The sequence below is a fragment of the Sphingomonas sp. FG14 genome, from assembly GCF_057809675.1.
Window position 1 is genome coordinate 994,756 of sequence record NZ_JBMDKK010000001.1, and the last position, 24,776, is coordinate 1,019,531.

The window sequence follows — 24,776 nt, forward strand, 5'->3', positions numbered from 1 at the left end:
TCCCGAACTTGCGAGCGCGCTGGTCAGGCGTCGCCGATGGTCAAAGTGAAGATCCGTGTGTCGGCACGGACGTGGAAGAAATGCGCCTCGCCAGGCGGGACAATGACGAGATCGCCCGCACTCAGTCGCGCGCTTTCACCACCGCTTTCGAGATCGAACGCGCCCGACAGGATCAGCGAGATCTCGGTCACGTCGTGGGTGCTGAAACCGGTCTCTGGGATGCGAAGCCCGGCCGCAAAGCTCGATATGATCGTGCGACAGCGCGCCGCGCCATGATCGGCTACATCCGCATCGCCATCCTTTTCCAGGATCGCGGGAAACACCTTCACGCCGAAGGCTCCGCATCCTCGCTGAGTGGGAATAGTACTGGGGTGCCGACCCAAAGGACCTTCACCGGCTGTTCGCCGCGATTCTGCATCGTGTAGCTGTGACGCGCGTCGAAATGCAGATTGTCGCCCGGACCGAGATCGAAGCTGTCGTCTCCCACCTCGAAATGCAGTTCGCCCTCGAGCACATAATAGAAGGATTCGCCGTCGCGGTGTACGCGTGGAAAGATCGGCCCCGGCGGAATGATGAAGATGAAACTGTCCATCTTCTGATTGGCGTGCCCGGCGCTGAGCCGGATGTACGTCACCGGGGAATCGAGCGGATAATATTCCGGCTCCACCGCCCGGTGCATGATGTTGTTGGTCTGCGGCGGCGCCAGGAAATAGCTGATGTTGACGTCCAGCGCCTGGGCGATCCGCGACAGCGATACGATCGACGGTGTCGCCTTGCCACGTTCGGCCAGCGATATAAACGATACCGACAGGCCCGACTGCAGAGCCACCTCGTTGAGCGTGAGGCGCAGCTTCTTGCGGCGGTTCCTCAACAGCTCTCCGAACGACATCATCGGATCGCTTGTCGGCGCCAACGCGCTTGCTTTCACCATCGTCTTACGGCCTTTCAACTGTTCCTGCTCCGAATACGGCATGTGATCAGAACGTCTTGATGACATCGATGCCGAAGCTGCGTGGGCGCGCCTGAAAATTATAGTCGGGCACCACCACCTTGTCGTAATACCTCTTGTTCGACAGATTCTTGCCCCAGAGCGACGCGCTCCAGCCGCCGTCGAGGTTGAGGCGGATCTGGCCGTTGAACAGATCGAGCGCATCCCGCACCGGCACGCCGATCGCTGTGCCGCCTTCATGGAAATAAGTCTTGCCGCGATGTTCCCAGTCGCCGCGAACCAGCAGATCCAGCCCGCCGCCGAGATCGGCCGAATATTGCAGAGATACGTTGCTCTTGAACTTGGTGATGTTGGGCAATTGATTGCCCTCGGTGATCGGGCTCGCATCGTAGCGCAATATCTCTGAGTCGAGATAGCCGACGCCGCCGATCAGTTCGAAGCCGGCGGGCAACAAGGCCCGGAACTCGAGTTCGGCGCCGGTGATCCGCGCCTTGTCGATATTGTTGACGATCTGCGCGTTGACCGCGCCGTTGAAGTTGAAGACCTGCAGATCGTCGGCTTCGGTGCGGAAGACCGCGCCGCTGATCGATAATGCCCGGCCGAACGGCTGCGCCTTGAAGCCGGCCTCGTAATTCTCCGAGATTTCCTTGCGAAAGATGGGATCGGCGATGCGGCTGCCGCTATACGGATCAAACTCGGTTCCCGCAGCATTGAAGCCGCCCGAACGAAAGCCCTTCGCGTAGCTCATATAGAAGGACAAAGTCCGCATCGGCCGATAATTGACGGTGAGTTTCGGCTGCCAGGAATCGAACTTCTGCGATCGGGTGCGCGGATCGGTGATCGGACGGCCTAGCCCGTCGAGCCGGTAGATGTCCGGGCGCGGATCGGTCTGTTTGCGGTGATCGGTATCGTAGCGCATCGCCGCCGACAGTTCGATCGTATCGGTGACGTCGTAATTCGCCTGCGCGAAAACCGCATAGGCTTTGTCGTCGTTTCGTTCCTCGAAATAAGCACGGGTCTGGTTCGGCGTCGCCGGATTGAAATCGAGTTGCGGAATGATGCCAAAACCCTTGTCCTCCTGCGTCGCGGTGATCAGGCTGCGCTTGCGCTTCAGGAAATAGGCCCCGACGATATAGCGGAACGGCTTGTCCGACGGACTGGTGAAGCGGATTTCCTGGCTAAAATTCTTCTGGCCATAGGTTTGGAACGTCGTGTTGAACGGCGCGACGAAGAATGGCGTGCCACCACCCAGCCCGCCGAATGTGATCCGCGGCACGGCGCAGCGATAGGGCGTCGACAATGGCGCGGTCAGTTCGAAGCAGTTCTGATTGTCCGAATAATCATAGCCGTCGAACGTCGTCAGCATCGCGATCTCGTCATAGGACGTGATCGACGAGAGCATGCCAATGCCCGTGTCATATTCCGCTTTCAGCGAGACGTTCTTCAAGGTGCGGCGGTTATAGCCGAGATTGTTGCTGGTCGGCGCGATCACCGTGTTGGCGACGCCATGCGCATCGGAGATCACGGCGCCGTCCAGATTAGCGTTGCTCGACCGCACGAAATAGGCGGCTCCGCCCGTCGTGCGACCGTAATGGCCGCGCAGATCGAAACTCAGCACATCGCTGGGCTTGAACAGCAGTTTCAGGTCGCCGGTGAAATTGCGGAAATCGTCGACCTTCTTGTCGATGAAAGTGTTGGTGATCCAGCCATCGGCCTGACGGTGCGAGACGGCGGCGCGGAACAGCAGCTTGTCCTTGACGATCGGCCCGGAAACCGATGCCTCGGCGCGCGTCGCATTGCCGTTGCCGTAACCGAATGCCACGCGACCTTCATAGTCGTTGGTGACCGGCTTGGTGGTGATGTTGATCGCGCCGGCAATGGCGTTGCGCCCGTAAAGCGCACCCTGCGGCCCCTTGAGCACCTCGATCTGCTGGATATCGAAAAGTTCCTGATTGAACTGGAACGCGCTAGTCTGCAGCACGCCGTCGACGGATACCGCGACGGGCGTCTCGCCATTGGGCACCTGCGTCACACCGCGCACGACCAGATAGGTCGTTCCGGCATCCTGCGCTGTATTGAAGGTCACATTGGGCGTCAGCGCGACGAAATCGGCGGGGCGATCAATCTTGGCGTTCTCGATTTCCTTAGCGCCGAAGACAGAGATCGACGCCGGCACATCCTGGAGCGATTCCGACCGCAGCCGCGCAGTGACGATGATCTCTCCGTCGTCGGAGGGCTGCTCCTGAGCGATGGCGATGTGCGAAGCGCCGCAAAGCATGGCGGTCACGGCGGAACGGCTCATGACCCGGATCAATGGCTTCATTTAACCCCCCTTTGTCGATGATTCTTGATCTTCTGGGCGCCAAAGTCACAAACTCAAACATTCACGTCAACTCAAATTTTGAGTCTTGTAAAAAATCTTATTATTCAATTCGTTTGGCGCGGCGCCTCTCCTCGTCGACGCAAAGGCGCGCAAAATTTGAGGAGAAATAACTGCCGCCGGGCTCAGATTTCGCGCAGCGAGTCGAGCAGCGAGTCGAGCAGCGACAACAGAGCGACACGTCAGCGCCGGCGGAAACGGATCGTTTCACGCTTTCCGATGGAACTTCGCTCGGTTTTCGCAGATTGTCCGTGTCGAACAGCCAATAAACGGAGTCCCTATTCCGATGCGCAAGATCATGATCGCGACCGGCCTTACCGTCATCGCCGCAGTCGCCGTCCCCGTGATCGCCCAGATGCCGTCCAGCCCGCCGGGCAGCAAGGATCGGAGCAAGGTCGCCGCCGGCACCTATGCGGCGGATCCCGGCCACAGCCTGATCGCCTGGGAAGTCAATCATTTCGGCTTCAGCCCGTATCATGGCCTGATCACCGGGGTCAGCGGCACGCTGAAGATCGATCCCGCCAATCTGGCCGCCTCCTCGGTCGAGGTCACCATTCCGATCAAGCCCGCCGCGCCGTTCGCAGGTGTCGCGAGCGGAAACGCGCAACTCGATGCGCATCTACAAAAGGCCGATTTCTTCGATGCAGAGAAATTCCCGACCGCCAGCTTCAAATCGACGCGCGTGATTCTGGACGATGACGGCGACGAGGCCAAGATCGAAGGCAATCTCACCATCCGCGGCGTAACGAAGCCTGTAGTGCTCGATGCCGAATTCATCGGCGCGGGCATCAATCCGTTCGTCAAGAAGCTGACGGTCGGTTTCAAGGCCGAAACCACGATCAAGCGCAGCGATTTCGGCATCAGCTACGGCATCCCGCTCGTCACCGACGCGGTGAAGATCGACATCGCGGCGGCCTTCGAAAAATGACGCCGAAAGACCCGTCCGGATGACTCTGGACGGGTTTTCGCTGGACACGCGACCGGTTCCGCGTCATTCAGCCGGTCATGTCAGCGCATCGCGCCCTGCTTCTTCTTCGACTTACGCGCCCTTAGGCGCGACGTTTCCGTGCGGCCTGCGGGCTGCCGCGACCGCCTAAGGGCAGATCACCGGAACCCGACAGTCCACCCGCGCAAACGCGCGGATGAAAGAAGAAAGCTTAGCCATGTTGCGCGATCCCTCGACCAAATACCGCCCCTTCCCCCAGATCGACCTGTCCAACCGCCAATGGCCGTCGAAAACGATCACCCAGGCGCCGCGCTGGCTGTCGACAGATATGCGCGACGGCAACCAGGCACTGATCGATCCGATGGACGGCGAGAAGAAGACCCGCTTCTTCGACCTGCTGCTCAAGGTGGGTGTGAAGGAGATCGAGGTCGGCTTCCCTTCGGCCGGCGCCACCGAATTCGACTTCATCTCCGGCCTCGTCCAGGGCGGCCATATTCCCGACGACGTCGTCATCCAGGTACTCACCCAGTCGCGCCGTGACCTCATCGAAACCAGCTTCCAGAGCCTGAAGGGCGCGCGCCAGGCGATCGTCCATCTCTACAACGCCGTCTCGCCCGCATGGCGCAAGATCGTGTTCGGCATGACCCGCGACGAAGTGCGCGAGATCGCGATCACCGGCGCCAAGATCCTGCGCGACGAGGCCGCCAAGCAGCCCGATACCGACTGGATCTTCGAATACAGCCCCGAAACCTTCTCGACGGCGGAGATCGATTTCAGCGTCGAGGTCTGCGCGGCGGTGATGGATATCCTCAAGCCCACGCCCGAAAAGCCGATCATCTTCAACCTGCCCGCCACCGTCGAGTGCGCGACGCCCAATATCTACGCCGACCAGATCGAGTATTTCTGCCGCGCCATCCCCAATCGCGACAGCGTTGTGGTGAGCCTGCACACCCATAACGATCGCGGCACCGGCGTCGCCGCGACCGAGCTCGGGCTGATGGCCGGCGCCGACCGCGTCGAAGGCTGCCTGTTCGGCAATGGCGAACGCACCGGCAATGTCGATCTCGTCACCGTCGCGCTCAACATGTACACGCAGGGCATCGATCCGGGCCTCGACTTCTCGGATATCGACGAGGTCATCAAGACCGTCGAATATTGCAACGCGATCCCCGTCCATCCACGCCACCCCTATGCCGGCGACCTTGTCTTCACCGCCTTTTCCGGAAGCCATCAGGACGCGATCAAGAAGGGTTTCGCGGCGCAGGACGCGCGCAACGACGAGTATTGGGAAGTCCCCTATCTGCCGATCGACCCCGCCGATCTCGGCCGCAGCTACGAAGCGGTGATCCGGGTCAATTCGCAATCGGGCAAGGGCGGCGTCGCCTGGGTGCTCGAACAGGACAAGGGATTGAAGCTGCCCAAGCGGCTCCAGGCCGATTTCAGCCGCCATGTCCAGGCGATGGCGGACGAGACCAGCCGCGAGCTCAATGCCGCCGATATCTGGGACTCGTTCCGCAGCGCCTATCGCCTCGAAGGGCCGCACCGCTTCACCCTGGAGGCCTATGACGAGACCCGAGCACCCAATGGCGACCGCATCTTCGCCGGGCATATCGGCATCGACGGCGAAAGCCGGTCGGTCAGTGGGCGCGGCAACGGCCTGATCTCCAGCGTCGTGGCGGCGCTGCGCGACCAATGCGGTGTCGAGTTCGACATCGCGGACTATAGCGAGCACGCGATCGGTACGGGCGCGACCGTTCAGGCAGCGGCCTATGTCGAATGCCGGACACCCGACGGCCGCACCGTCTGGGGCGTGGGCATCGACGAGGATGTGGCCACCGCCAGCGTCCGCGCGGTTCTGGGAGCTGCGAACGGGCTGGGTTGAGATCACAAACCGGTCGCTCCAGCGAAAGCTGGAGCCCATGCGGTATCTTCAACGTCGTTGCGGTTGATAGATGGCATGGGCCCAGCTTTCGCTGGAGCGGCACCGCGGAGAAGCGGCCTATCGCCGTTCGAATGAGATCGCCTTCATCCGCGACGAGCTGAGCCCGAAGCCGCTGATCCGGCCTGCCGCGTCACGCTTGAAGGCGAGGAAGCCGAGCGGGCCATCGAAGCTGTCGGCCATCGCCGGGCTGAGCGGCCCGGCCAGTTCGGCATAGGCAAAACGGATGCTGCGGAAAGCCAGTTTACCGTCCTCGACAGTCAGCGTCAGCGTCGCATCCAGTTCCGGACTGTAATAGTTGCCCGCATAGGCACTCAACACATCAGGCGCGAGCGTGAGCGGTTCGAAGCGAGCCGCCTTCTGTTCGGGCTCGCCGCCGATGCTGAAGCCGAAACCGGTCGCCCGTTTTCCGGCCACGGCGAACGACACCGTCGCAGGATAACCCTTCACGGAAAACCGGGCCGGACCATCTGCGACAAGCGGCAGCGCCCGGCCCGACATGTCGAGCACGACGCCGCCGTCCTTCTCCGCGATCCTGTAGACTGTATCGGTCGTGGCATCGAAATAGCTGCCGACATAGGGGGCAGCATCGACGGGCTTTGCGGCGGCATCCTTGCCCGCTCCAGTCTTGCCCGGCTTGCTCTCGGTCGTCAGCACGTCGGCCAGCACGATATCGGCGATAGCGCGCGAAAGCGTGCCCGGAGAAGCTGAGTCCGAATTGCAGAATACCGCCATCGCGGTTTTCTGCTGGGGAAAGCGTTCGAACATCGCGCGATAACCCTGCCATGCGCCGCCATGACCGATATGTGGCTGACCACGATAGATGCCGCCGCTGAGACCCCGCGCATAGCTGATCGGCTTGCCGTCATCGAGCGCACCCGGCGTCTGCAGCGCTTCGATCATCACGGCACCACCGACCTTGGGATCGAGGAAATTGCCTTCCCAGTGCAGCATGTCGTTCACCGAGACCTGCACCGCGCCGTCGCCGAGCTGCTCCCAGTTGGAGAGGTGATTGACGAAGCCGCCCTTGCCGTCCGGTGCATAACCCAGGGCGCGATTGGGGATCAGCATCGCATGATTGTCCCGGATCAGCGTGTGGCTCATCCCCAGCGGCGCGAAGATGCGCTCGCGCGCGAATGCCGCCAGGTTCTTGCCGCTGATGCGCTGCACGATCACCGAGAGCAGGAAATAGCCGGTGTTGGAATATTCGTAGCGCGATCCGGTCGGGAAATTGAGAGCGCGCTGCTTCGAAAGCAGCGAAAGCACCTGGGCATCACCAGTTACGTCCTCGAGCGAGAAACCGGCGAGCATCAGCAGCCCGATATAGTCGCGCAGGCCGCTGGTGTGGTGGATCAGATGATCGATCGTGATCGTCTTCCCGAAATCGGGCACTTCCGGCACATATTTGCGGACGTCATCGGTCAGCTTCAGCTTGCCGTCCGCCTGGAGCAGCAGGATCGAGGCGGCCGCGAACTGTTTGGAGGTCGATCCGATGTCGAACACGCTGGCCGGCGAGTTCGGCACGCCGCGCTCGATATCGGCCATGCCATAACCCTTCGCATAAAGCATGCGCCCGTCACGCATCACGCCCGCCGCGCACCCGGCAGAATCCGGCTTCGCATACTCAGCGAACAACGCATCGATTTTTGCGGTCTGTTCGGCGCTGAGTCCGGTGTCTTGGGCCACTGCCGGCAGCGCCAGCGAGCATCCCAACATTGCCGCCATTGCAGTTGCGGTCGCACGACGGTTGGCCGGCCGCACGGCACGAGATCTGATCGACATTCCACTCTCCCTGACACCAGCTTCGGCGCGATCGGCCGTTTCGGCTCAGGCCCATGCTACCCCGGACAAATGACGCATGGAAGATCATTTTATAACATTATTGCCACTATGAATAATTTCTACCTTAACAAACCCCATTCTACGGACCTGCGGCCACAACGAGACACGCAAAAACCCCTTTGACAGTCGCCAAAAGGGAGAACCCCGCTTCCGATCTGAAATTAATGCGCGGTAACGCGCGCCGTTCGTTACGGCAGAAGCGCCATGACGCCGATCCGGTCTTTTGGCGCGTTGACGATCTGGATGCCGTACCGCCCCGGCGTCAGCTCGAAATCCACGATCTTGCGAATGCCCGAGCATTTGGGGCCGTGACCATGGCCGGTCGACGACACCGCTGCACCGTCCTTCACCAGATCGATCCACGCCCCCTGATCGAGCGCGATCCGAACCTTGCCGGCGGTGGCGACATTGAACCAGGCGACGCCGACGTACAGGCCCGTCACCGCTTCCTTGCCCGGCGTCGTGGCAAGTTTCAGGCTCCCGGCCGGCGCCAGCACCATCTCGCTGCGCGCGCCAGGTTCGAGATCGCCGGTCATCGCCATGCTCGCCGACCAACCTGCCCATTCCGCCGGCACCGGCTCACATCCCTCCTGCGCCGCGACGGGCGCGGACAGGACGATCAGCGCGAGCAAGGACAGTCGAAAAGACTTCATCTCATTTCCTTCCGAACAGCTTCTCGATATCGCCATGCGCCAGCTTCACCCAGGTCGGGCGGCCATGATTGCACTGGCCAGAATGCGGCGTCACTTCCATCTCGCGCAGCAGTGCGTTCATTTCCGCGACCGAAAGCACACGGCCCGCACGAACCGAACCGTGGCACGCCATGGTCGCCGCGACATGATCGAGCCGCTCCTTGAGCGACAGTGCTTCGTCATAAGCTGCGAGTTCGTCGGCCAGGTCGGTGACGAGCCCGGTGACGTCACCCGCGCCGAGCATCGCCGGGGTCGCGCGGACCAGCATCGCGGCAGGGCCGAAGCGCTCGAGTTCCAGCCCGAATTCGGCGAGCTCGGATGCGCGCGCCTCCAGCCGGTCACAGGCATTCTCGTCGAGTTCGACGACTTCAGGCAGCAGCAGCGCCTGCCGCGCAACGCCGCCATCCGCCACCGCGCGCCGCATCCGTTCGAGCACCAGCCGTTCGTGTGCGGCATGCTGATCGACAATGACGAGCCCGTCCTCCGCCTCCGCGACGATATAGGTCTTGGCGACTTGCCCACGCGCGACCCCGAGTGGATGGCTCACCGTTTCTGGCGGTGGCGTATAGGCCGGTTCGGCCCGCGCCATCGGTGGAGCGATGAAGGACGCGCGCCGATCCCAGAGCCGCGAGTCCGCGCGAGGTGCAGGGGGAAAATCGAAGGCCGGTGTGGTGGCTGCGGTCGAGGGCGGCATGGTCCATCCCGCCCTCTCTGGCGTGGCAGGGATATTTTCGGTCTGCCACATGCTCAGCGCGGCTTCGGCGGGGCGCTGGGCACTGCGGTGACCGGCCTCGTCGAGCGCGCGGCGCAGGCCGCTGACGATCATGCCGCGCACCAGGGCCGGATCGCGAAAGCGGACCTCGGTCTTCGCGGGATGGACATTCACATCGACCGCATCGACCGGCACGTCCAGGAACAGCGCGACGACGGGATGGCGATCGCGCGCGAGCACATCGGCATAGGCGCCGCGCACCGCACCCGCGAGCAGCCGATCCTTTACCGGGCGGCCGTTGACGAACAGATATTGATGATCCGCGACGCCGCGGTTGAAGGTCGGCAGGCCGGCGACACCGCCAAGACGAACGCCTTCGCGGACGAAATCGATCGCGACGCTGTTGTCGACGAGCGCGCGATCGGTCAGCGCCGCGACGCGCGCCGGCCCATCTTCTCCGCCCTGCACCGCGATCGCGCGGCGCCCTTCATGCTCGAGCGTGAAGGCGATATCGGGCCGCGCCATGGCGAGACGGCGCACAACGTCGACGCAGGCGGCATATTCCGCGCGTGTCGAGCGCATGAACTTTCGCCGCGCCGGCACCTTCTCGAACAACCTTTCGACGCGGATCCGCGTGCCCGGCGGAAGGGCGGCCGGCCCCTCCCCGTCCACCCGGCCATTGTCGACGATGCGCGACCAGCCATCGGCACCACGCACCCGGCTTTCAATGGTGAATCGCGAGACGCTGGCGATCGACGGCAGCGCCTCTCCACGAAAACCGAGCGTCGAAACCGCCTCTATGACGTCATCGGGCAGCTTGGACGTGGCGTGACGCTCCAATGCGAGCGCCATTTCGTCGCGTTCCATGCCGCATCCGTCGTCGGTTACATCGATCAGATCGATGCCGCCGCCCTCGATCCGGACGCTGATTCGCGTCGCTCCCGCGTCGATGGCGTTCTCGACCAGCTCTTTCAGCGCGCTGGCGGGGCGTTCCACCACCTCGCCGGCCGCGATTCGATTGACCAGATGCTCCGGAAGACGGCGTATTGACATGGAGGCGGGTCTAGCCCAATCGACCGCTTTCCGCGACCCGGCGTTCAAAGAAATTCGGTGCCGAAAGAGCTTCTCGGGCGCCTGCGTGGAAGCCATATCAGCGGAGCCGGAAACGGCCGGCTCCAAGCAATGTCTGGACGGTGAGAATGTTTCTGTCGCGCTTCTTCAAGATGATGTCGCATGACATGGCGATCGACCTGGGGACCGCCAACACCGTCGTCTATCTGCGCGGTCGCGGCATCGTGCTCAACGAGCCTTCGGTGGTCGCCATCGAGACGATCAATGGCGTCAAGAAGGTGAAGGCCGTCGGTGACGACGCGAAGATGATGATGGGCAAGACCCCAGGCAGCATCGAGGCGATCCGTCCTTTGCGCGACGGCGTCATCGCCGACATCGACGTCGCCGAACAGATGATCAAGCACTTCATCCACAAGGTACATGGCGGCAAGGCGCGCGCCTGGCGCTTTCCGGAGATCGTGATCTGCGTGCCCAGCGGCTCCACCTCGGTCGAGCGACGCGCGATCCGCGACGCAGCGTCGAACGCGGGCGCCAGCCAGGTCTTCCTGATCGAGGAACCGATGGCCGCCGCGATCGGCGCCGACATGCCGGTGACCGAACCGATCGGGTCGATGGTCGTCGATATCGGCGGCGGCACCACTGAGGTCGCGGTGCTTTCGCTGCGCGGCCTGGCCTATACCACCTCGGTACGAGTCGGCGGCGACAAGATGGACGAGGCCATCGTCTCGTACGTCCGCCGCAATCATAACCTGCTGATCGGCGAAGCCACCGCCGAGCGGATCAAGCAGGAAGTGGGTGTCGCCAAGACCCCGCTCGATGGCGTCGGCAAGACGCTGCACATCAAGGGCCGCGACCTTGTGAACGGCGTGCCCAAGGAAATCACGATCAACCAGGGTCAGATCGCCGAAGCGCTGTCCGAACCTGTCGGCACCATCGTCGAAGGCGTGCGCATCGCGCTCGAGAACACCGCGCCGGAGCTCGCGGCCGATATCGTCGACCAGGGAATCGTTCTCACCGGCGGCGGCGCGCTGCTCCAGGGGCTCGATGAAGTTCTGCGCGACGAGACCGGCCTGCCCGTCACCGTGGCGGACGATCCGCTGACCTGCGTCGCGCTCGGCACCGGCCGCGCGCTGGAGGATCCGATGTTCCGCGGCGTGCTGCAAACCGCCTGACCGGCGAAGCGGCCATGCCCCCGCAAAACAAGCGGCGCCCCGGATTCTCCCGGAAGGCGCAATACGGCCTGTTCGCAAGCTATGTCGTCGCGGTCACCGGCGCGCTCGTCGGACTGCTGCTGATCATAACCGCGTGGGTCGATCCGAGCGGCAGCAATGCGGTGCGCGCGGCGATCACCGATCTGACCAGCCCGATATCCGGCGCGATCCGTGCGGTCGTGCGCGGCGCGGGATCGGCAGGTACCGCCGTCTCGGACTATTTCGACGCGGCCAACAAGAATGCGGCGATGCGCCACGAACTTGAAGGCGCGCGCGCGAAACTGATCGCGGCCCGCTCCGCCGAATATGAGAACCGGCGCCTGAAGCGCCTGCTCGCTATATCCGAGACCAATCCGACGGTGACTGCCGCGCGGCTCGTCAGTTCGTCTGCATCGAGCACGCGGCGTTTCGCGATTCTGAGCGCCGGCAGCACAAGCGGGGTGCGCCATGGCCAGCCGGTACGCGGCGCCGTTGGCTTGGTCGGAACCGTCGTGGAAGTGGGCCTGGCAAGTGCCCGTGTGCTGCTGATCACCGATGCCGGCACCGTCGTTCCGGTCATCCGCATTTCAGACGGACTGCCCGCCATCGCCAGCGGCACCGGCGACGGGCGTCTCGAGATCCGCAGCCTCAACGCTGGCGCCAATGTCTTCAAGGCCGGAGACATCTTCGTCACCTCGGGCACGGGCGGCGTCTATCCTCCGCAAATCCCTGTCGGCATTGCGATCCGTGCGGCGGGAGATACCGCGACAGCGCGGCCGCTGGCCGACCCCGCCAAGCTCGATTTCGCGCTCGTCCAGCCCATCTATCAGCCACTGGCAGCCGCACCGCCAGCCGCCGAAACGCCAGCCGAATGAGCGCGATACGATGAGGCAGGCGATCCGCTCCGACCGCGAGGAGCGTGTCGCGCGGCTGCGCGGCCAGGTCTTACCCGCGATCTCCACCGTGCTGGGATCGGCGGTAACGCTGCTGCCGATCGTCGCCGCCGCACCGATCCTGCCACCTTTCGGCTTGCTCATGCTGCTGTCCTGGCGGCTGATCCGCCCGGAGCTCTGGCCGATCTGGGTCGGCATTCCGTTGGGACTGGTGGACGATCTGCTGAGCGGCCAGCCGATCGGCAGCGCGGTGCTGCTCTGGACACTGGTGCTGCTCGGTATCGATCAACTCGACCGGCGCACGATGTTCCGTGATTATTGGCAAGACTGGCTCATCGCCGCCGTGGCGATTATAGTCTGTCTGGCCGGGGGGCTCCTTACCGCCAATCTAACAGGCGGGCATACCGAGTTCGCAGTCATCGTGCCGCAGATATTGTTTTCCGTACTAGCCTATCCGATCGTCGCTCGCTTCTGCGCGCTGCTGGATCGCTGGCGCTTGTCCTGACCGCCGCGTGCCCAACAGAAAACCGCCCCGTATCCTGTCGGAAGCGCAGCAATCGCTGAGTTTCACACGTCGCGCCATGTTCCTTGGCGCGGCGCAGGCCGGCGTCGGCCTGGTTCTGGCAGGACGAATGGCCTGGCTGTCGATTGCCGAAAACGAACGCTATTCGCTGCTGTCCGAAAGCAACCGCGTCAACCTGACGCTGATCCCGCCGCGCCGCGGCTGGATCGTCGATCGCTATGGCAAGCCGATCGCGATCAACCGCACCGACTTTCGCGTGGATCTCATTCCCGACCGTGTCACCGACGAAGCACGCGTCGTCGGCACGCTCGGCGATCTTCTCGGCCTCGATCAGGACGAGCGCGAACGTATCCTGACAGAGTTGAAGGATGCGGCGGGATATCAGCCGGTCCAGGTTTCGGGCGGGCTCACCTACGAACAATATGCCGCGATCAGCGTGCGCATGCCGGAGCTGGCGGGCGCGGCGCCGGCGCGCGGCTTTTCCCGCTTCTATCCCGACGGTGCCGCGGTCGGCCATCTTGTCGGCTATGTCGGAGCGGCATCAGCCGCCGATTACGAGAAGACGCGCGATACGCTGCTGATCACGCCCGGTTTCAAGGTAGGCAAGGCCGGTATCGAAAAGGTGCTCGATGCCGAAATGCGTGGCAAGCCGGGTGCCCGGCGCACCGAGGTCACCGCGCGCGGCAAGCTGGTGCGCGAACTCGCGACACGGTCGGACATCGCCGGCCAGACCATCAAGCTGACAATCGACGCCGGGCTCCAGGCCTTCGCCGCGCGCCGCATCGGCGTCCAATCGGGTTCGGCTGTGGTGATCGATTGCACCAATGGCGACATCCTCGCCCTCACCTCGATACCCAGCTACGATCCCAACAGCTTTTCCGACGGCATCAGCCAGAGTGAATGGGCGATGCTGTCGGATAATGATCACCTGCCTCTGCTGAACAAGGCGATGCAGGGACTTTATCCACCGGGCTCCACCTTCAAACCGATCACCGCGCTTGCGCTGCAGGGCGCCGGGGTCAATCCCGAGGAAGTCGTCTACTGCAATGGCGGTTACCAGCTTGGCAATCGGCGTTTCGCCTGCCTCGGTCGCCATGGCCCGATGAACCTGCACCGCGCCATCGCGAAAAGCTGCAATACCTATTTCTATACGATGGGCCGCCGCATCGGCATCGAGAAGATCGCCGAGGTCGCGGGCATCATGGGGCTGGGCAAGGAATTCCCGCTGCCGATGCCCTCGCAGAAGTACGGCACCGTGCCCGATGCCGAATGGAAGCAGCGCCGCCATAAGCAGCAATGGAGCCAGTCGGACACGCTCAACACCTCGATCGGTCAGGGTTATCTTCAGGTCACGCCTTTGCAGCTTGCCGTAATGGCTTCGCGCGTCGCATCCGGGCGTGCGCTGGAACCACGATTGATCGCCAGGCGCGGGGACGCGGCGGCGCCCCCCCCCCTTCCCTTTCTCCCAGAGCATGTCGCAGCCGTGCGATCGGGCATGGACGAAGTGGTGAACGGCAACGGTACCGCCGGCCGCAGCCGGCTCCAGCTCGACGGGATCAGGCTCGGCGGCAAGACCGGCACCGCACAGGTCCGCAACTTCAAGGGCGGCGCACGCAGCGGCTACGGCATTCCTTGGAAATTCCGCGACCACGGTCTGTTCATCGGCTTCGCGCCGGTCGACAATCCGCGCTACGCTGTCGCGGTGGTGATCGAACACGGCATGTCGGGATCAGGCGCGGCCGCGCCGATCGCGAGCGATTGCATGCTGTATCTCTTCGATCCGGCCAAGGCGATGGAGAAGCTGACCGGACTGGAAGCCGGCTGGGGCGGTGACATCAGCACGCGCATGACGGCGGAGGCCCAGGCTTATCGCGCCGCACGCGCCGCCGCCGCCGATCCGACGACAGCAGCCGCACAGGCGGAAGCCGCGGCAGCAACCGCAGCTAATGCAGCCAACGCCACAAACGCGACGACGCCACCCACCGCGCCCGCATCACCGCCAGCCGACAATGCCGCGCACAATGTGATCGAGGAAGCAGAATGAGCGGCCCTTCCTTCGTTCCGGCACCGCTTGCCCAATTGCCCTGGCGGTTGCTCATGCTGGTCGGCTTCATCGCCATTTTCGGGTTGGTCGTGCTTTATTCGGCGGCCGGCGGTCATCTGAAACCATGGGCCTTTTCGCAGGGGCTGCGCTTCATGGTCTTTGTCGGCATGGCGATCGTCCTGTCGCGCATTCCAGAGCGATTGTGGAAAGCGGCCGCCTTCCCGCTCTATATCGGCATATTGGTTCTGTTGATCCTGGTCGAACTGCTCGGCTTTGTCGGCGGCGGCAGCCAGCGATGGCTCGATCTCGGTATCATCCGCATCCAGCCATCGGAAATGATGAAGCTGGCGATCGTGCTGGCGCTGGCGCGCTTCTACGATCTGCTGCCCGTCGGCGATATCCGCCGATGGCGCGCCATCTGGCCGCCCGCGGTTGCGATCGGCGTGCCCGCATTCCTGGTGATGCTCCAGCCCGATCTCGGCACCGCGCTGATGATCGTCGCGGGCGGGCTCACCATCATGTTCCTGGCCGGGCTGCCCTTGCGTCTGTTCGTCGGCGGTGCGGCGGCACTGGCGGTGATCGCGCCGATCGCCTTCTTCTTCCTTCTCCACGATTATCAGCGCAATCGCGTGCTGATCTTCCTCGATCCGGAAAGCGATCCGCTGGGCGCCGGCTACCATATCAGCCAGTCGAAGATCGCGATCGGTTCAGGCGGAATATTCGGCAAGGGCTTCCTCAACGGTAGTCAGAGCCACCTCGACTATCTGCCAGAAGGCCATACCGATTTCGTCTTCGCCACCATGGCGGAAGAATGGGGCCTGCTCGGCGGGCTATTGCTGATCGCCGCCTTCATCTTCCTGGTACGCTGGGGCGTGACGCTGTCGCAGCGCGTCGAGGGCAAGTTCGCCCGGCTCGTCTCGGCGGGCCTCGCGACGACGATCTTCTTCTATGTCGCGATCAACCTGATGATGGTGATGGGCCTCGCCCCCGTCGTCGGCATCCCCCTGCCCCTGTTCAGCTTCGGCGGATCGGCGATGATGACGGTGATGATCTGCGTCGGCATCCTGATGGGAATCGAACGAGGCAACCGGACGCGGAGCCGATTCGGGTGACCCCGCATTTGCCGGGCACAAAAAAGACCCGGCAAAGGCCGATATTCCGGGGTCTGAGAGGAAGAACGAAAAAAGTCGCAACTTCCCATTTGCATCCCTGAAAAACCGGTGCTAACGGGCTGCCTCCCAACCGGCGGTGCTCACAAGCACCTGCCACCAAGGCCGGTACGGACGCATAGCTCAGTTGGTAGAGCAGCTGACTCTTAATCAGCGGGTCCTAGGTTCGAGCCCTAGTGCGTCCACCATCCTTTTCCTCATGATATCAAATATCTACGGAGCGGCCTGACGCCCGCATTCCGGTTTCGGACCGCGTCGCGGCTTGCAACTCATCAGGTCGATCAAGCCACAGCCACGCCCGCCGACAGCCGCGCCTCTTCAAGTCGACGATAGGGCTCAGCAAGATACGCCTCCGCCGCGGCGCGGACCTCCGGCGTCGCCGCTTTGTGTTTGCTTTCGATGTCGCTGCTGAACGCCTGAACCGGCGCCTTGGCATCCCTCCCGCCGGCCGCCCGCAACGACGCGCGTGCGTCGCCGTCCGGATCGATCCCAAAATGAGAGAGTATCTGCGCTTCCACCGCCCCCGGCAAAGCGTCGTAATTGATCAGCATTCCACCGCCGAGCGCTTGGTGCTCGATCGCCGCTTCCGCGATCTTCGCCAGCACGCGCGCCGCATAGTCCTCGACGGGCATAGCCTGGCCATCGGCGATCCCGAAATCGTCGATGAACGCTCCGGCGACAGTCTGCACGCCCCGCATGCGCATATGCGACACCAGGATCTCGACCGGATCCCGGTAGAGAAAAATCCATGGCGTGTCAGGAAAGGCGTGTCGCAGCAGCGGCAGTTGCAGCGTGTGCCAGCAGTCGAGCTTGACGACATAGTGCCGCGAGCCACCGATCCGATCCCGACCAAGCGCGCCGGCCATCGCCCGCAACACCTCAGCGCGAAGCTCGATCGGCACATCTGCGCGTAAACGAGCCCATTGGATCAGGTCATCGAGCGGCGGCGGCTCCGAAGCGACGATCGTGTCGTCCATCGCCGCCAGCATCTGCGCGACCAGCGTCGAGCCGCAGCGAGACTGATGGAATATGAAACCGTTTGGAACCGGCAACCCTTCCGACGGCATGCCTTGGGCAAAGCTCGACAACAATGTCCGATAACGCATCAACCGGTTGATCGGCCGCGGGCGAGCGCGCTGCAGCGAATCCATGAAGAAGGATTCGGTCAGGCGCCGGCCGGCAAAATGCACCCATTCCACGACGAGTTCGGCACCGCCCGCGATCACCGCCGACGGCAACCATTGCGGATCGGGCCAGCCACTCCAGCGCGGCGGTGTCGCATCGAACCGTGCCAGATCGATGGGCCCGGAAAACAGCGCGCTACGAACATCGGCAGCCGAAAGTGGAATGCCCTGCCCCATGGCAACCTCAGCGACGACGTCAGCAAAGGGGCCATCTTCGCAGATCGGTGCCAGGCGTCGTAGCAGTTCGGCATCATTCATCGCAAAATCACGAAAATGATCAAGCGCAGCAGCGACGTCGAGGGATTCAATACTGGTTGACATGGATGGTGAGCGCCGTCTTTCCAAGCGCCCCGCCAGCCGATAGTCTGGCCGAATATCGGGGCGTCGATCCCGGTCAGGGATATTCGACTATCATGCTCATCATGTCGCAACAATCCGATCACAGCTATGCTGATCGTTTGCGTCTGCCCCTGTCATTCGATCCGGTTCGGCTGCGCCAGGATCTTGAACGACTGGAGCGCGATTTGTGGACCCGGCATTATGTACCGCAGAATTACGAGGGTGACTGGAGCGTGCTGCCGCTGCGCTTCGCAAAAGGCGAAACTCATCCGGTGAGGATGATCTATTCCGATCCGACTGCGACCGAATTCGTCGACGGTCCCAATCTCGCCGCCTCCCCCTATCTGACGGAAGTGCTGGCCTCCTTCGACTGCCCCTTGAACGCGGCGCGGCTGATGCGGCTGACGCCAGGCTCGGTGATCAAGGAACATGACGACCATGATCTGGCCGCCGACTGGGGGAAAGCGCGCATCCACATACCGATCACCACCAATCCCGGCGTCGAATTCATGCTCAACGGCACGCCCGTCACAATGTTGCCCGGCACCGTCTGGTATCTGCGGCTCTCCGACCCGCACCGCGTTGCCAATCGCGGTACCGAGGATCGCGTTCATCTCGTCATCGATTGCCGGATGAGCGACTGGCTGGAACGGATGCTGCGCGGCAGCGCCTGAACCGCGTCAGCGCTCCACCCGATCGGGCGGCAATGGCCACAGCCGATCGACTGGACGTTCGAGCACGCGCGACGCCGCGGCATGCAGCACGGCGGGCGCTAGCCGGCCGGAGCGCGCAGCGCTTGCGATCCATTGCTCCAGGTTGCCGCCGGTCTCGACCCAGCGATCCTCGCGCAACAACCCGTACAGTCCGCCGGCAAGGACATGGATGCCGTCGTCGGCCTTGCGCCAGCGGTCCGCCGGATTGCGCGCGACGCCAAGCGCTTCGCTGATCAACTGGTCGACCGCCTCGCAGACATCCTCGTTCAGCATGCCGTCCAGCGTCGTATATCCCCATTTCGGATCATGTTCGCGAACGATACGCGGGATCAGCGGATCCTTCGCAAGCACGGCCAGCACCGCCTTCGCCGCGTCGCCGTCCATCGGAAACGGCGGATGCAACATTTCATGTGCCGCGATCCTCACCGTCGTCGCGGTGTCGTAATCGGCGGCCTGGAGGAATGTCTGGTCGAGCATCTTCGCGCCATGCGGCTTGGAAAAAGCAAGAAGCACGACATTGATCGTCGGATCGAAGCTGCGTCCGGTCAGCTTCTCCTGCCATTTGACGACGTCGTAGCCGGCCAGCGCGGAGGACACTTCCGCGATCCGCCCGGCAAACGCGACGCCGAGTTTCTTGCGCCGGAAGGCCGCGAAATCCGCGCGCTGCATCGCCTGGAAAACAGCGATCAACCTCGCCCCATGCCCCTTGAGCCAAGTGAAAGCCTCCACCTCCAGGTTTGGATTCCTGCGGAACGCCGGCGCAACGCGGCCATCAAGGTCGGACAGGGCGTCGATCACCGACTGGAGCGAGGTGATGCCAGCACCGCTGAGGATATTAGCGAGCGTCGGCCAGAGCAGCCCGAAGGACTGCTTCTGGGCCTCATCGGCCAGGCGCGGAATGTCAGCCCGGATATCCGCCGGAAGGCCCGGCGCGAAAGCGCCGACATCGTCCGCGTAGAATTGCAGGTAAAGCTCTTCTCCAGACAACGCTCCGAGAAAGGCGATCGCATCATATCCTTCGGATTCGATCACGTTCCAGCGCGTGCGCTTCGGGGTTGGCGATACCGCGAATGCGGGAATCGCGGGCAGAGCGAGCAGCGTCATGGCGCTGGCGATGAAATGGCGTCGGTTCATGCCGACACCATTAGCCCGGCCGTCAGGCAGCCGATTGAACGGACTTTGCCCTGAGTTCCGCCGGCGTGGTTCCCGCGATACCGCGAAGTGCGCGCGTCATATGCGCCTGATCGGCAAAACCGCTCTCCACCGCGATCTGTGCCAGCGGCCCCAGCGTCTCGGCGATCACACGCATCGCATGGCGGGTCCGCGCCTCCAGCCGAAAGCGTTTGGGGCTGACGCCGAAGGCACGGGAAAAACCGCGGCTGACCGACGCGGGGGAAAGTCCCATCATGTCGGCCCAAAGCCTGATCGAAAGCCCTGAATCGTCGTCGATCGCATCGGCCAGAAGATCCGGCCAGTCCGCGAGACGATGCGCGCCGGGCCTGATCTGCGCCGTCACGAAGGCGAGCGCCGCGACCGGATCGCGCGCCGACAGCTTCACGATGGTATCGACATCGTCGATCAACCCGGCGCGCTGGCCAAATAGCATGCGCGGCATTGGGAGGTTCAGAACGACGGTTTCGGGGGCGTCGAACGCATCGCGATGCGCCTCATGCGCACCATGGACGATGACGGTGCCCGGCCCTGCCCGCCAGCGCCCGCCATCCCCCGCTTCGATATATCCGCCCGCCACGACGATGGAGACATAGCCCGTGGCATGACGATGGCGCGGCAACGCACCGCGCTCATGACGGGTCAGGTGGCACGGTATTCCGTCCGGTCTTTGCGATTTCACAGGACAATAGGGATTGCGGCGACCCGTCATCCCAATCCTCTTACGGCAAAACATGGTGGCCAGCCTAGCCAACTTCGCATTATTGCATTATGAAATTCCATAATACAAAATACCATTGGGCCACCATGCAAAGCGCACATTCGACACATTGGCGTTTCGACGCCATCAGCAAACGATTGCCTCACCTGCCCTGGATCCACCGTATCCTCGTCGAAAACATCGTCCGCACCGATCCGGCAGCGGCTGAGTCGATCCTGCCGGACTGGATCGCGAACGGCGGCAGCGATGCCGAAATCGCCTTCTACCCCCGTCGCATCATGATGCACGACACCACGTGCGGTCCGGCGCTTGTCGACATCGCGGCGGCGCGCAGCGCGCTGGCGGAGCGCGGCGGCGACCCACGCCGGCTGAGCCCGGTGCTTCCCGTCGACGTCTCGACCGATCATTCGATCGCGATGGATCAGTTCGGCGTGCCCGATGCGCTGGCCCGTAATCTGGCGCAGGAAATGGCGCGCAACGAGGAACGCTATCGTTTCATGAAATGGGCGACGCGCGCGCTGGGCAACGTCACCGTGCACCCGCCAGGCACGGGCATCATGCATACGATCAACCTCGAGCGGCTGGCCACGGTCGTGAGCGAGATCGATCGAGACGGTTATGCCGAGCGCATTCCGGACACGCTGATCGGCACCGACAGCCATACGCCGATGGTGAACGGCATCGGCGTGCTCGGCTGGGGCGTCGGCGGGCTGGAGGCCGAAGCCGTGATGATGGGCATGCCGGTGATGATGCGCGTGCCGCGCGTCGTCGGCGTCTGCCTGTCCGGGCATCTGCGCACCGGCGTACTGGCGACCGATCTGGCGCTGCACGTCACCCATGTGCTGCGTGGCCGCCGGCTGGACAATCGCTTCGTCGAATTCTTCGGCTCCGGCGTTGCCACGCTCTCGGCGGGAACACGCGCCGTGGTCGCCAACATGGCGCCGGAATTCGGCGGCGCCACCGGCTATTTCCCAATCGACCAGGCGACGCTCGACTATCTGGCCGCGACCGGCCGATCCCCTGCCCATGTCGCGATGGTGCGGGACTATGCGCAAGCCAACGCGCTCTGGTTCGATCCGCAGGCCCGGCCAATCTATGACGAGACCATCGAAATCGATCTTGCCGAAGTCGCCACAGGCCTGGCCGGGCCCCACCGTCCGCAGGATCTGGTGATGCCGGCCGAAGTGCCGGGTTCGCTGCCCGACAACGCAAGCGCGGCCCGCGAGTTGCCGGACGGCGCCGTCGCGATCGCCGCGATCACGAGTTGTACCAATACTTCCGATCCCGCGCTGTTGATCGCGGCGGGGCTGCTCGCGCGCAAGGCCCGCGCCCTTGGGCTCACAGTGCCGCACTGGGTCAAGACCGTGCTGGCGCCGGGTTCGCCCGCCGCCGGGCGCTATCTGGAACGCGCCGGCCTACTCGGCGATCTCGAAGCCCTCGGGTTCGCGATCGCCGGCTATGGCTGCGCGGTCTGTATCGGTAATTCGGGTGCGCTCACTCCGCCGGCCCAGGCCGCGATCGACCGGGAGGCGCACCCCGTAGCCGTGATCTCAGGCAACCGCAATTTCCCGGGCCGGATCCATCCCGCGATCGAGCGCGGATTCCTGGCATCTCCGCCGCTCGTCATCGCCTTTGCGATCGCCGGTGACGTGAAGCGGGACATCATGACCGATCCGATCGGCGTCGATCGTGGCGGCAGGGCCGTGCATCTCGCCGATCTCTGGCCGTCGGAGGCGGAGATCGCGCACGCCCTGCGCGATGCGGCCGATGTCGCGGACTATGATACGGCCTATGCCGCCGCAGCACGCAATCCGGCATGGGCCGCGATCGACGCGCCGGAAAGCGCACTCTATCCCTGGGATCCGACATCGACCTATCTGCGGCGTCCACCCTTCGCCACGGCCGAGGGGCGGCGTAACCTGGAACGCTATCTCGCGCATCCGCTGATCGTGCTGGGCGACGACATCACCACCGATCATATCTCTCCGGCAGGCGCCATCCCCACCGGCAGCGCCGCCGCGCATTGGCTGGTCGCGCATGGCGAAGATCCGGCGGATCTGAACGTCTTCTCCTCACGCAGGGGCAATTGGGAAGTGATGCTCAGAGGCCTTTTCACCAACCGGACGGTGCGCAACCTGCTGGGCGACGCGATCCCACCCGGCGCGACGGTCCACGCCCCCAGCGCCGAGACACTGCCACTCAGCGACGCCGCCGAGCGTTACCGGCGGGACGGTGCCAGTGTCGTGATCGTCGCCGGTGAACGCTATGGCATGGGCTCGTCGCGCGATTGGGCTGCCAAGGGCGCAGCGCTGCTCGGCGTCCGCGCGGTGCTCGCATCCAGCTTCGAACGCATCCATCGCTCGAATCTGATCAATATGGGGATCGTGCCGCTTCGCCTGCCTGCTGACCGGCATCCTACCATGCTTCAGCTTGCCCCGGGCGACACGATCGAGCTCGATGCGACATCGATGGCGCCGCGCGCGGTGATCGCCGTCACGCTTCACCGCCGGAACGGCACTGACGAAAGCTTCACGGTCATGGCGGAAGTCGAGACCGCACTGGAGGTTGCGGTTCTGCGGAGCGGTGGCATCATTCCGAAAATCCTTGAGGGCGCGACGGCTGAAATCGTGATGTGACAGCTTGGCGACAGCAAGCCCTCCTAACCATTCGCGAAAGGCCGGATCGGATCGCGGCCGGGGGAGGCATTGCTGGAATGAGAAGTTCGCAATCCCAGACATTCTCTCGCCGCGGCTTTAGCGGGCTGCTGCTCGGCGGCGGCGCGACGATGCTCATCCTGCCAGGCCTTGGTGGCTGCCGGTCTCGGCAAGCGAGCATGGTTTCGGCGATCGACGGACTGCCGCGCGTCCGGCCGGAGATCGAAGGTGTCGATCCGCAGGCGATCATCGGCTTTCTGGATGATGTGAAGGCGGCCGGGCTCGAACTGCACAGTTTCATGCTCGCCCGCCACGGCAATGTGATCGCCGAAGGATGGTGGTCACCCTATCGCGCTGATCGGCCGCATATGATGCATTCGCTGACCAAGAGCGTCGCGGTCTCAGGCGTGGCCCTCGCGCTCAAGGAAGGGCGCTTCAAGCTCGACGACAAGGTGATCTCGTTCTTCCCGGACGAATTGCCGCCACAGGTGAGCGACAATCTGGCCGCGATGCGCGTACGCGACCTGCTGACCATGCAGACCGGCCATGAAAAGGAGATTTCGGGTTCGGTCTGGCGCCAGATCAAGACAAGCTGGGTCGCCGAATTCCTGAAGGTGCCGGTGGTCTACAAGCCGGGCACCAAATTCGTCTATACCAGCGCCGCGAGCTTCATGCTCTCCGCGATCGTCACCAAGGTGACGGGGCAGACGCTGCGCGACTATATGGAACCGCGCTTCTTCAAGCCACTGGGCATCACCGGCCTCACCTGGGACGTCGGCCCCGGCGGGATCAATCCCGGCGGCAACGGCCTGACCTGGAAAACGGCGGATTCGCTGAAGCTCGCGATGCTCTACGCGCAGAAGGGGCAGTGGAACGGCCAGCAGATCCTTTCGCCCGAATGGGTGGAGGCCGCAAGCACGCTCCAGGCCGGGAACCAGGACGATCCCGACGATCGCTACGGCTATCAATGGTGGATCGGGCCCGGCAAAGCCTATTACGCGCTTGGCCTGTTCACGCAGATGGCGATCGTCTTCCCCGAGCATGACGCAGTGCTCGCGATCACCGCCGCGATCGACGGCAGCAAAAAGCTGAAGCCGCTCATCTGGAAGCATTTCCCAACCGCGTTCGGCGAACTCGATCGCGCCGACAACGACAATGGCTATGCCGCGCTCAAGGGCCGGACCGACAATCTCTCGCTGCTGCCCGTGCTCGGCGCCCCATCCTCGCCGATCGCGGCCGAGATTTCAGGCAAAACCTTCACAGCCGCGCCCAATGCCGAGGGCATCACGGCGATGAGCCTCAGCTTCGACGGCGATCATTGCATCTTCAAGCTGACCGACGCACGCGGCGAGCATCAGGTCAATGTCGGCCTCGGGCGCTGGGTCGAGGGGCGGACAAGCATGACCGGCAACAAGTTGCATCACCAATATCAGCCGGATTCGATGGTCGTCGTGGCAGGCGGGCAATGGACTGCGCCCGACACGTTCGAAATGACCTGGCAATTCGCCGAAACCGCGTTTCGAGACACCGTCACCTGCCGTTTTGCAGGCAATGCGATGACCTTCGATCGCAAGGTCAACATCAATTCCGCAGATCTCTTCCTGCCCACCGTGCGCGTCACGCGCGCCTGATTTTCGGGGATCAT

The 24,776-nt window shown here is 63.5% G+C and carries 19 protein-coding genes and 1 tRNA gene; 11 read left to right on the forward strand and 9 right to left on the reverse strand.

The window, feature by feature from the left end; translation table 11 throughout:
* Window positions 1-23: 23 nt before the first annotated feature.
* From ACODTA_RS04765 to ACODTA_RS04775, 3 genes are read right to left on the reverse strand one after another with little or no spacing between them, the layout of a single operon-like run.
* Window positions 24-329, reverse strand: a complete 306-nt coding sequence (locus ACODTA_RS04765) for a cupin domain-containing protein (protein ID WP_489064649.1) — start codon at window positions 327-329, stop codon at window positions 24-26.
* Window positions 326-931 (reverse strand): helix-turn-helix domain-containing protein, encoded by a 606-nt coding sequence (locus ACODTA_RS04770; protein ID WP_489064650.1) that lies wholly within the window; start codon window positions 929-931, stop codon window positions 326-328. The genes ACODTA_RS04765 and ACODTA_RS04770 overlap by 4 nt, the downstream gene beginning before the upstream one ends.
* 46 nt (window positions 932-977) lie before the next feature.
* The gene (locus ACODTA_RS04775; RefSeq protein ID WP_489064651.1) at window positions 978-3,251 is read right to left on the reverse strand and encodes a TonB-dependent receptor; all 2,274 of its coding nucleotides are present in this window, start codon (window positions 3,249-3,251) and stop codon (window positions 978-980) included.
* 364 nt (window positions 3,252-3,615) lie between these two features.
* Here ACODTA_RS04775 and ACODTA_RS04780 point away from each other — a divergent pair, with 364 nt between their 5' ends.
* Together ACODTA_RS04780 and leuA are read left to right on the forward strand one after the other, a co-directional pair.
* Complete coding sequence (locus ACODTA_RS04780; protein ID WP_489064652.1) at window positions 3,616-4,257, forward strand: YceI family protein; 642 nt, start codon at window positions 3,616-3,618, stop codon at window positions 4,255-4,257.
* 235 nt (window positions 4,258-4,492) lie between these two features.
* Complete coding sequence (gene leuA / locus ACODTA_RS04785; protein WP_489064653.1) at window positions 4,493-6,157, forward strand: 2-isopropylmalate synthase; 1,665 nt, start codon at window positions 4,493-4,495, stop codon at window positions 6,155-6,157.
* Window positions 6,158-6,274: 117 nt separating this feature from the next.
* Here leuA and ACODTA_RS04790 read toward each other — a convergent pair whose 3' ends face one another.
* From ACODTA_RS04790 to mutL, 3 genes are all read right to left on the reverse strand, one after another.
* The gene (locus ACODTA_RS04790; protein ID WP_489064654.1) at window positions 6,275-7,996 is read right to left on the reverse strand and encodes a serine hydrolase domain-containing protein; all 1,722 of its coding nucleotides are present in this window, start codon (window positions 7,994-7,996) and stop codon (window positions 6,275-6,277) included.
* A 248-nt stretch (window positions 7,997-8,244) separates the two neighbouring features.
* Window positions 8,245-8,709, reverse strand: coding sequence for a homogentisate 1,2-dioxygenase (locus ACODTA_RS04795; RefSeq protein WP_489064655.1), 465 nt, complete (start codon window positions 8,707-8,709; stop codon window positions 8,245-8,247).
* A 1-nt stretch (window position 8,710) separates the two neighbouring features.
* Entirely contained in the window at window positions 8,711-10,513 is a 1,803-nt protein-coding gene (gene mutL / locus ACODTA_RS04800) for a DNA mismatch repair endonuclease MutL (protein ID WP_489064656.1), read from the reverse strand.
* A 146-nt stretch (window positions 10,514-10,659) separates the two neighbouring features.
* Between mutL and ACODTA_RS04805 the strand changes: the two genes are divergently transcribed.
* The 6 genes from ACODTA_RS04805 to ACODTA_RS04830 all read left to right on the forward strand — a co-directional run bounded on the left by ACODTA_RS04805 (window position 10,660) and on the right by ACODTA_RS04830 (window position 16,538).
* Window positions 10,660-11,703, forward strand: coding sequence for a rod shape-determining protein (locus ACODTA_RS04805; protein ID WP_222988187.1), 1,044 nt, complete (start codon window positions 10,660-10,662; stop codon window positions 11,701-11,703).
* Between the two features lie 14 nt (window positions 11,704-11,717).
* Entirely contained in the window at window positions 11,718-12,596 is an 879-nt protein-coding gene (gene mreC, locus ACODTA_RS04810) for a rod shape-determining protein MreC (RefSeq protein WP_489064657.1), read from the forward strand.
* 10 nt (window positions 12,597-12,606) lie between these two features.
* The gene (gene mreD, locus ACODTA_RS04815) at window positions 12,607-13,119 is read left to right on the forward strand and encodes a rod shape-determining protein MreD (protein WP_489064658.1); all 513 of its coding nucleotides are present in this window, start codon (window positions 12,607-12,609) and stop codon (window positions 13,117-13,119) included.
* Window positions 13,120-13,195: 76 nt separating this feature from the next.
* Window positions 13,196-15,181: a penicillin-binding protein 2 gene (gene mrdA / locus ACODTA_RS04820; protein WP_489065390.1), complete on the forward strand. Its 1,986-nt coding sequence runs from the start codon at window positions 13,196-13,198 to the stop codon at window positions 15,179-15,181.
* Window positions 15,178-16,293 carry a rod shape-determining protein RodA gene (rodA, locus tag ACODTA_RS04825; protein ID WP_489064659.1) on the forward strand — a complete coding sequence of 372 codons (1,116 nt, stop codon included), beginning with the start codon at window positions 15,178-15,180 and terminating at the stop codon, window positions 16,291-16,293. Before mrdA ends, rodA begins: the two co-directional genes overlap by 4 nt.
* Before the next feature lie 169 nt (window positions 16,294-16,462).
* Window positions 16,463-16,538, forward strand: a tRNA-Lys gene (locus ACODTA_RS04830).
* Window positions 16,539-16,631: 93 nt separating this feature from the next.
* Here ACODTA_RS04830 and ACODTA_RS04835 read toward each other — a convergent pair.
* Window positions 16,632-17,855, reverse strand: a complete 1,224-nt coding sequence (locus ACODTA_RS04835) for a sulfotransferase (RefSeq protein ID WP_489064660.1) — start codon at window positions 17,853-17,855, stop codon at window positions 16,632-16,634.
* A gap of 92 nt (window positions 17,856-17,947) precedes the next feature.
* Here ACODTA_RS04835 and ACODTA_RS04840 point away from each other — a divergent pair, with 92 nt between their 5' ends.
* The gene (locus ACODTA_RS04840) at window positions 17,948-18,547 is read left to right on the forward strand and encodes an aspartyl/asparaginyl beta-hydroxylase domain-containing protein (protein ID WP_489064661.1); all 600 of its coding nucleotides are present in this window, start codon (window positions 17,948-17,950) and stop codon (window positions 18,545-18,547) included.
* A 6-nt stretch (window positions 18,548-18,553) separates the two neighbouring features.
* Here ACODTA_RS04840 and ACODTA_RS04845 read toward each other — a convergent pair whose 3' ends face one another.
* Both ACODTA_RS04845 and ACODTA_RS04850 read right to left on the reverse strand, forming a co-directional pair.
* Entirely contained in the window at window positions 18,554-19,720 is a 1,167-nt protein-coding gene (locus tag ACODTA_RS04845; protein ID WP_489064662.1) for a hypothetical protein, read from the reverse strand.
* Window positions 19,721-19,742: 22 nt separating this feature from the next.
* Window positions 19,743-20,438: a helix-turn-helix domain-containing protein gene (locus tag ACODTA_RS04850; protein ID WP_489064663.1), complete on the reverse strand. Its 696-nt coding sequence runs from the start codon at window positions 20,436-20,438 to the stop codon at window positions 19,743-19,745.
* A gap of 125 nt (window positions 20,439-20,563) precedes the next feature.
* Here ACODTA_RS04850 and acnA point away from each other — a divergent pair, with 125 nt between their 5' ends.
* Both acnA and ACODTA_RS04860 read left to right on the forward strand, forming a co-directional pair.
* Entirely contained in the window at window positions 20,564-23,113 is a 2,550-nt protein-coding gene (gene acnA, locus ACODTA_RS04855) for an aconitate hydratase AcnA (RefSeq protein ID WP_489064664.1), read from the forward strand.
* A gap of 77 nt (window positions 23,114-23,190) precedes the next feature.
* The gene (locus ACODTA_RS04860; RefSeq protein ID WP_489064665.1) at window positions 23,191-24,762 is read left to right on the forward strand and encodes a serine hydrolase domain-containing protein; all 1,572 of its coding nucleotides are present in this window, start codon (window positions 23,191-23,193) and stop codon (window positions 24,760-24,762) included.
* Window positions 24,763-24,776 lie beyond the last annotated feature (14 nt).

Excerpts from the sequence above, each read along its gene's own strand:
- ACODTA_RS04780 (WP_489064652.1), top strand. The coding sequence starts at position 3,616 with ATGCGCAAGATCATGATCGCGACCGGCCTTACCGTCATCGCCGCAGTC.
- ACODTA_RS04860 (WP_489064665.1), top strand. The coding sequence starts at position 23,191 with ATGAGAAGTTCGCAATCCCAGACATTCTCTCGCCGCGGCTTTAGCGGG.
- ACODTA_RS04790 (WP_489064654.1), bottom strand. The coding sequence starts at position 7,996 with ATGTCGATCAGATCTCGTGCCGTGCGGCCGGCCAACCGTCGTGCGACC.
- mutL (WP_489064656.1), bottom strand. The coding sequence starts at position 10,513 with ATGTCAATACGCCGTCTTCCGGAGCATCTGGTCAATCGAATCGCGGCC.
- mreC (WP_489064657.1), top strand. The coding sequence starts at position 11,718 with ATGCCCCCGCAAAACAAGCGGCGCCCCGGATTCTCCCGGAAGGCGCAA.
- ACODTA_RS04840 (WP_489064661.1), top strand. The coding sequence starts at position 17,948 with ATGCTCATCATGTCGCAACAATCCGATCACAGCTATGCTGATCGTTTG.
- ACODTA_RS04770 (WP_489064650.1), bottom strand. The coding sequence starts at position 931 with ATGGTGAAAGCAAGCGCGTTGGCGCCGACAAGCGATCCGATGATGTCG.
- ACODTA_RS04775 (WP_489064651.1), bottom strand. The coding sequence starts at position 3,251 with ATGAGCCGTTCCGCCGTGACCGCCATGCTTTGCGGCGCTTCGCACATC.
- leuA (WP_489064653.1), top strand. The coding sequence starts at position 4,493 with ATGTTGCGCGATCCCTCGACCAAATACCGCCCCTTCCCCCAGATCGAC.
- mreD (WP_489064658.1), top strand. The coding sequence starts at position 12,607 with ATGAGGCAGGCGATCCGCTCCGACCGCGAGGAGCGTGTCGCGCGGCTG.
- acnA (WP_489064664.1), top strand. The coding sequence starts at position 20,564 with ATGCAAAGCGCACATTCGACACATTGGCGTTTCGACGCCATCAGCAAA.
- rodA (WP_489064659.1), top strand. The coding sequence starts at position 15,178 with ATGAGCGGCCCTTCCTTCGTTCCGGCACCGCTTGCCCAATTGCCCTGG.
- ACODTA_RS04805 (WP_222988187.1), top strand. The coding sequence starts at position 10,660 with ATGTTTCTGTCGCGCTTCTTCAAGATGATGTCGCATGACATGGCGATC.
- ACODTA_RS04835 (WP_489064660.1), bottom strand. The coding sequence starts at position 17,855 with ATGTCAACCAGTATTGAATCCCTCGACGTCGCTGCTGCGCTTGATCAT.
- mrdA (WP_489065390.1), top strand. The coding sequence starts at position 13,196 with ATGTTCCTTGGCGCGGCGCAGGCCGGCGTCGGCCTGGTTCTGGCAGGA.
- ACODTA_RS04845 (WP_489064662.1), bottom strand. The coding sequence starts at position 19,720 with ATGAACCGACGCCATTTCATCGCCAGCGCCATGACGCTGCTCGCTCTG.
- ACODTA_RS04795 (WP_489064655.1), bottom strand. The coding sequence starts at position 8,709 with ATGAAGTCTTTTCGACTGTCCTTGCTCGCGCTGATCGTCCTGTCCGCG.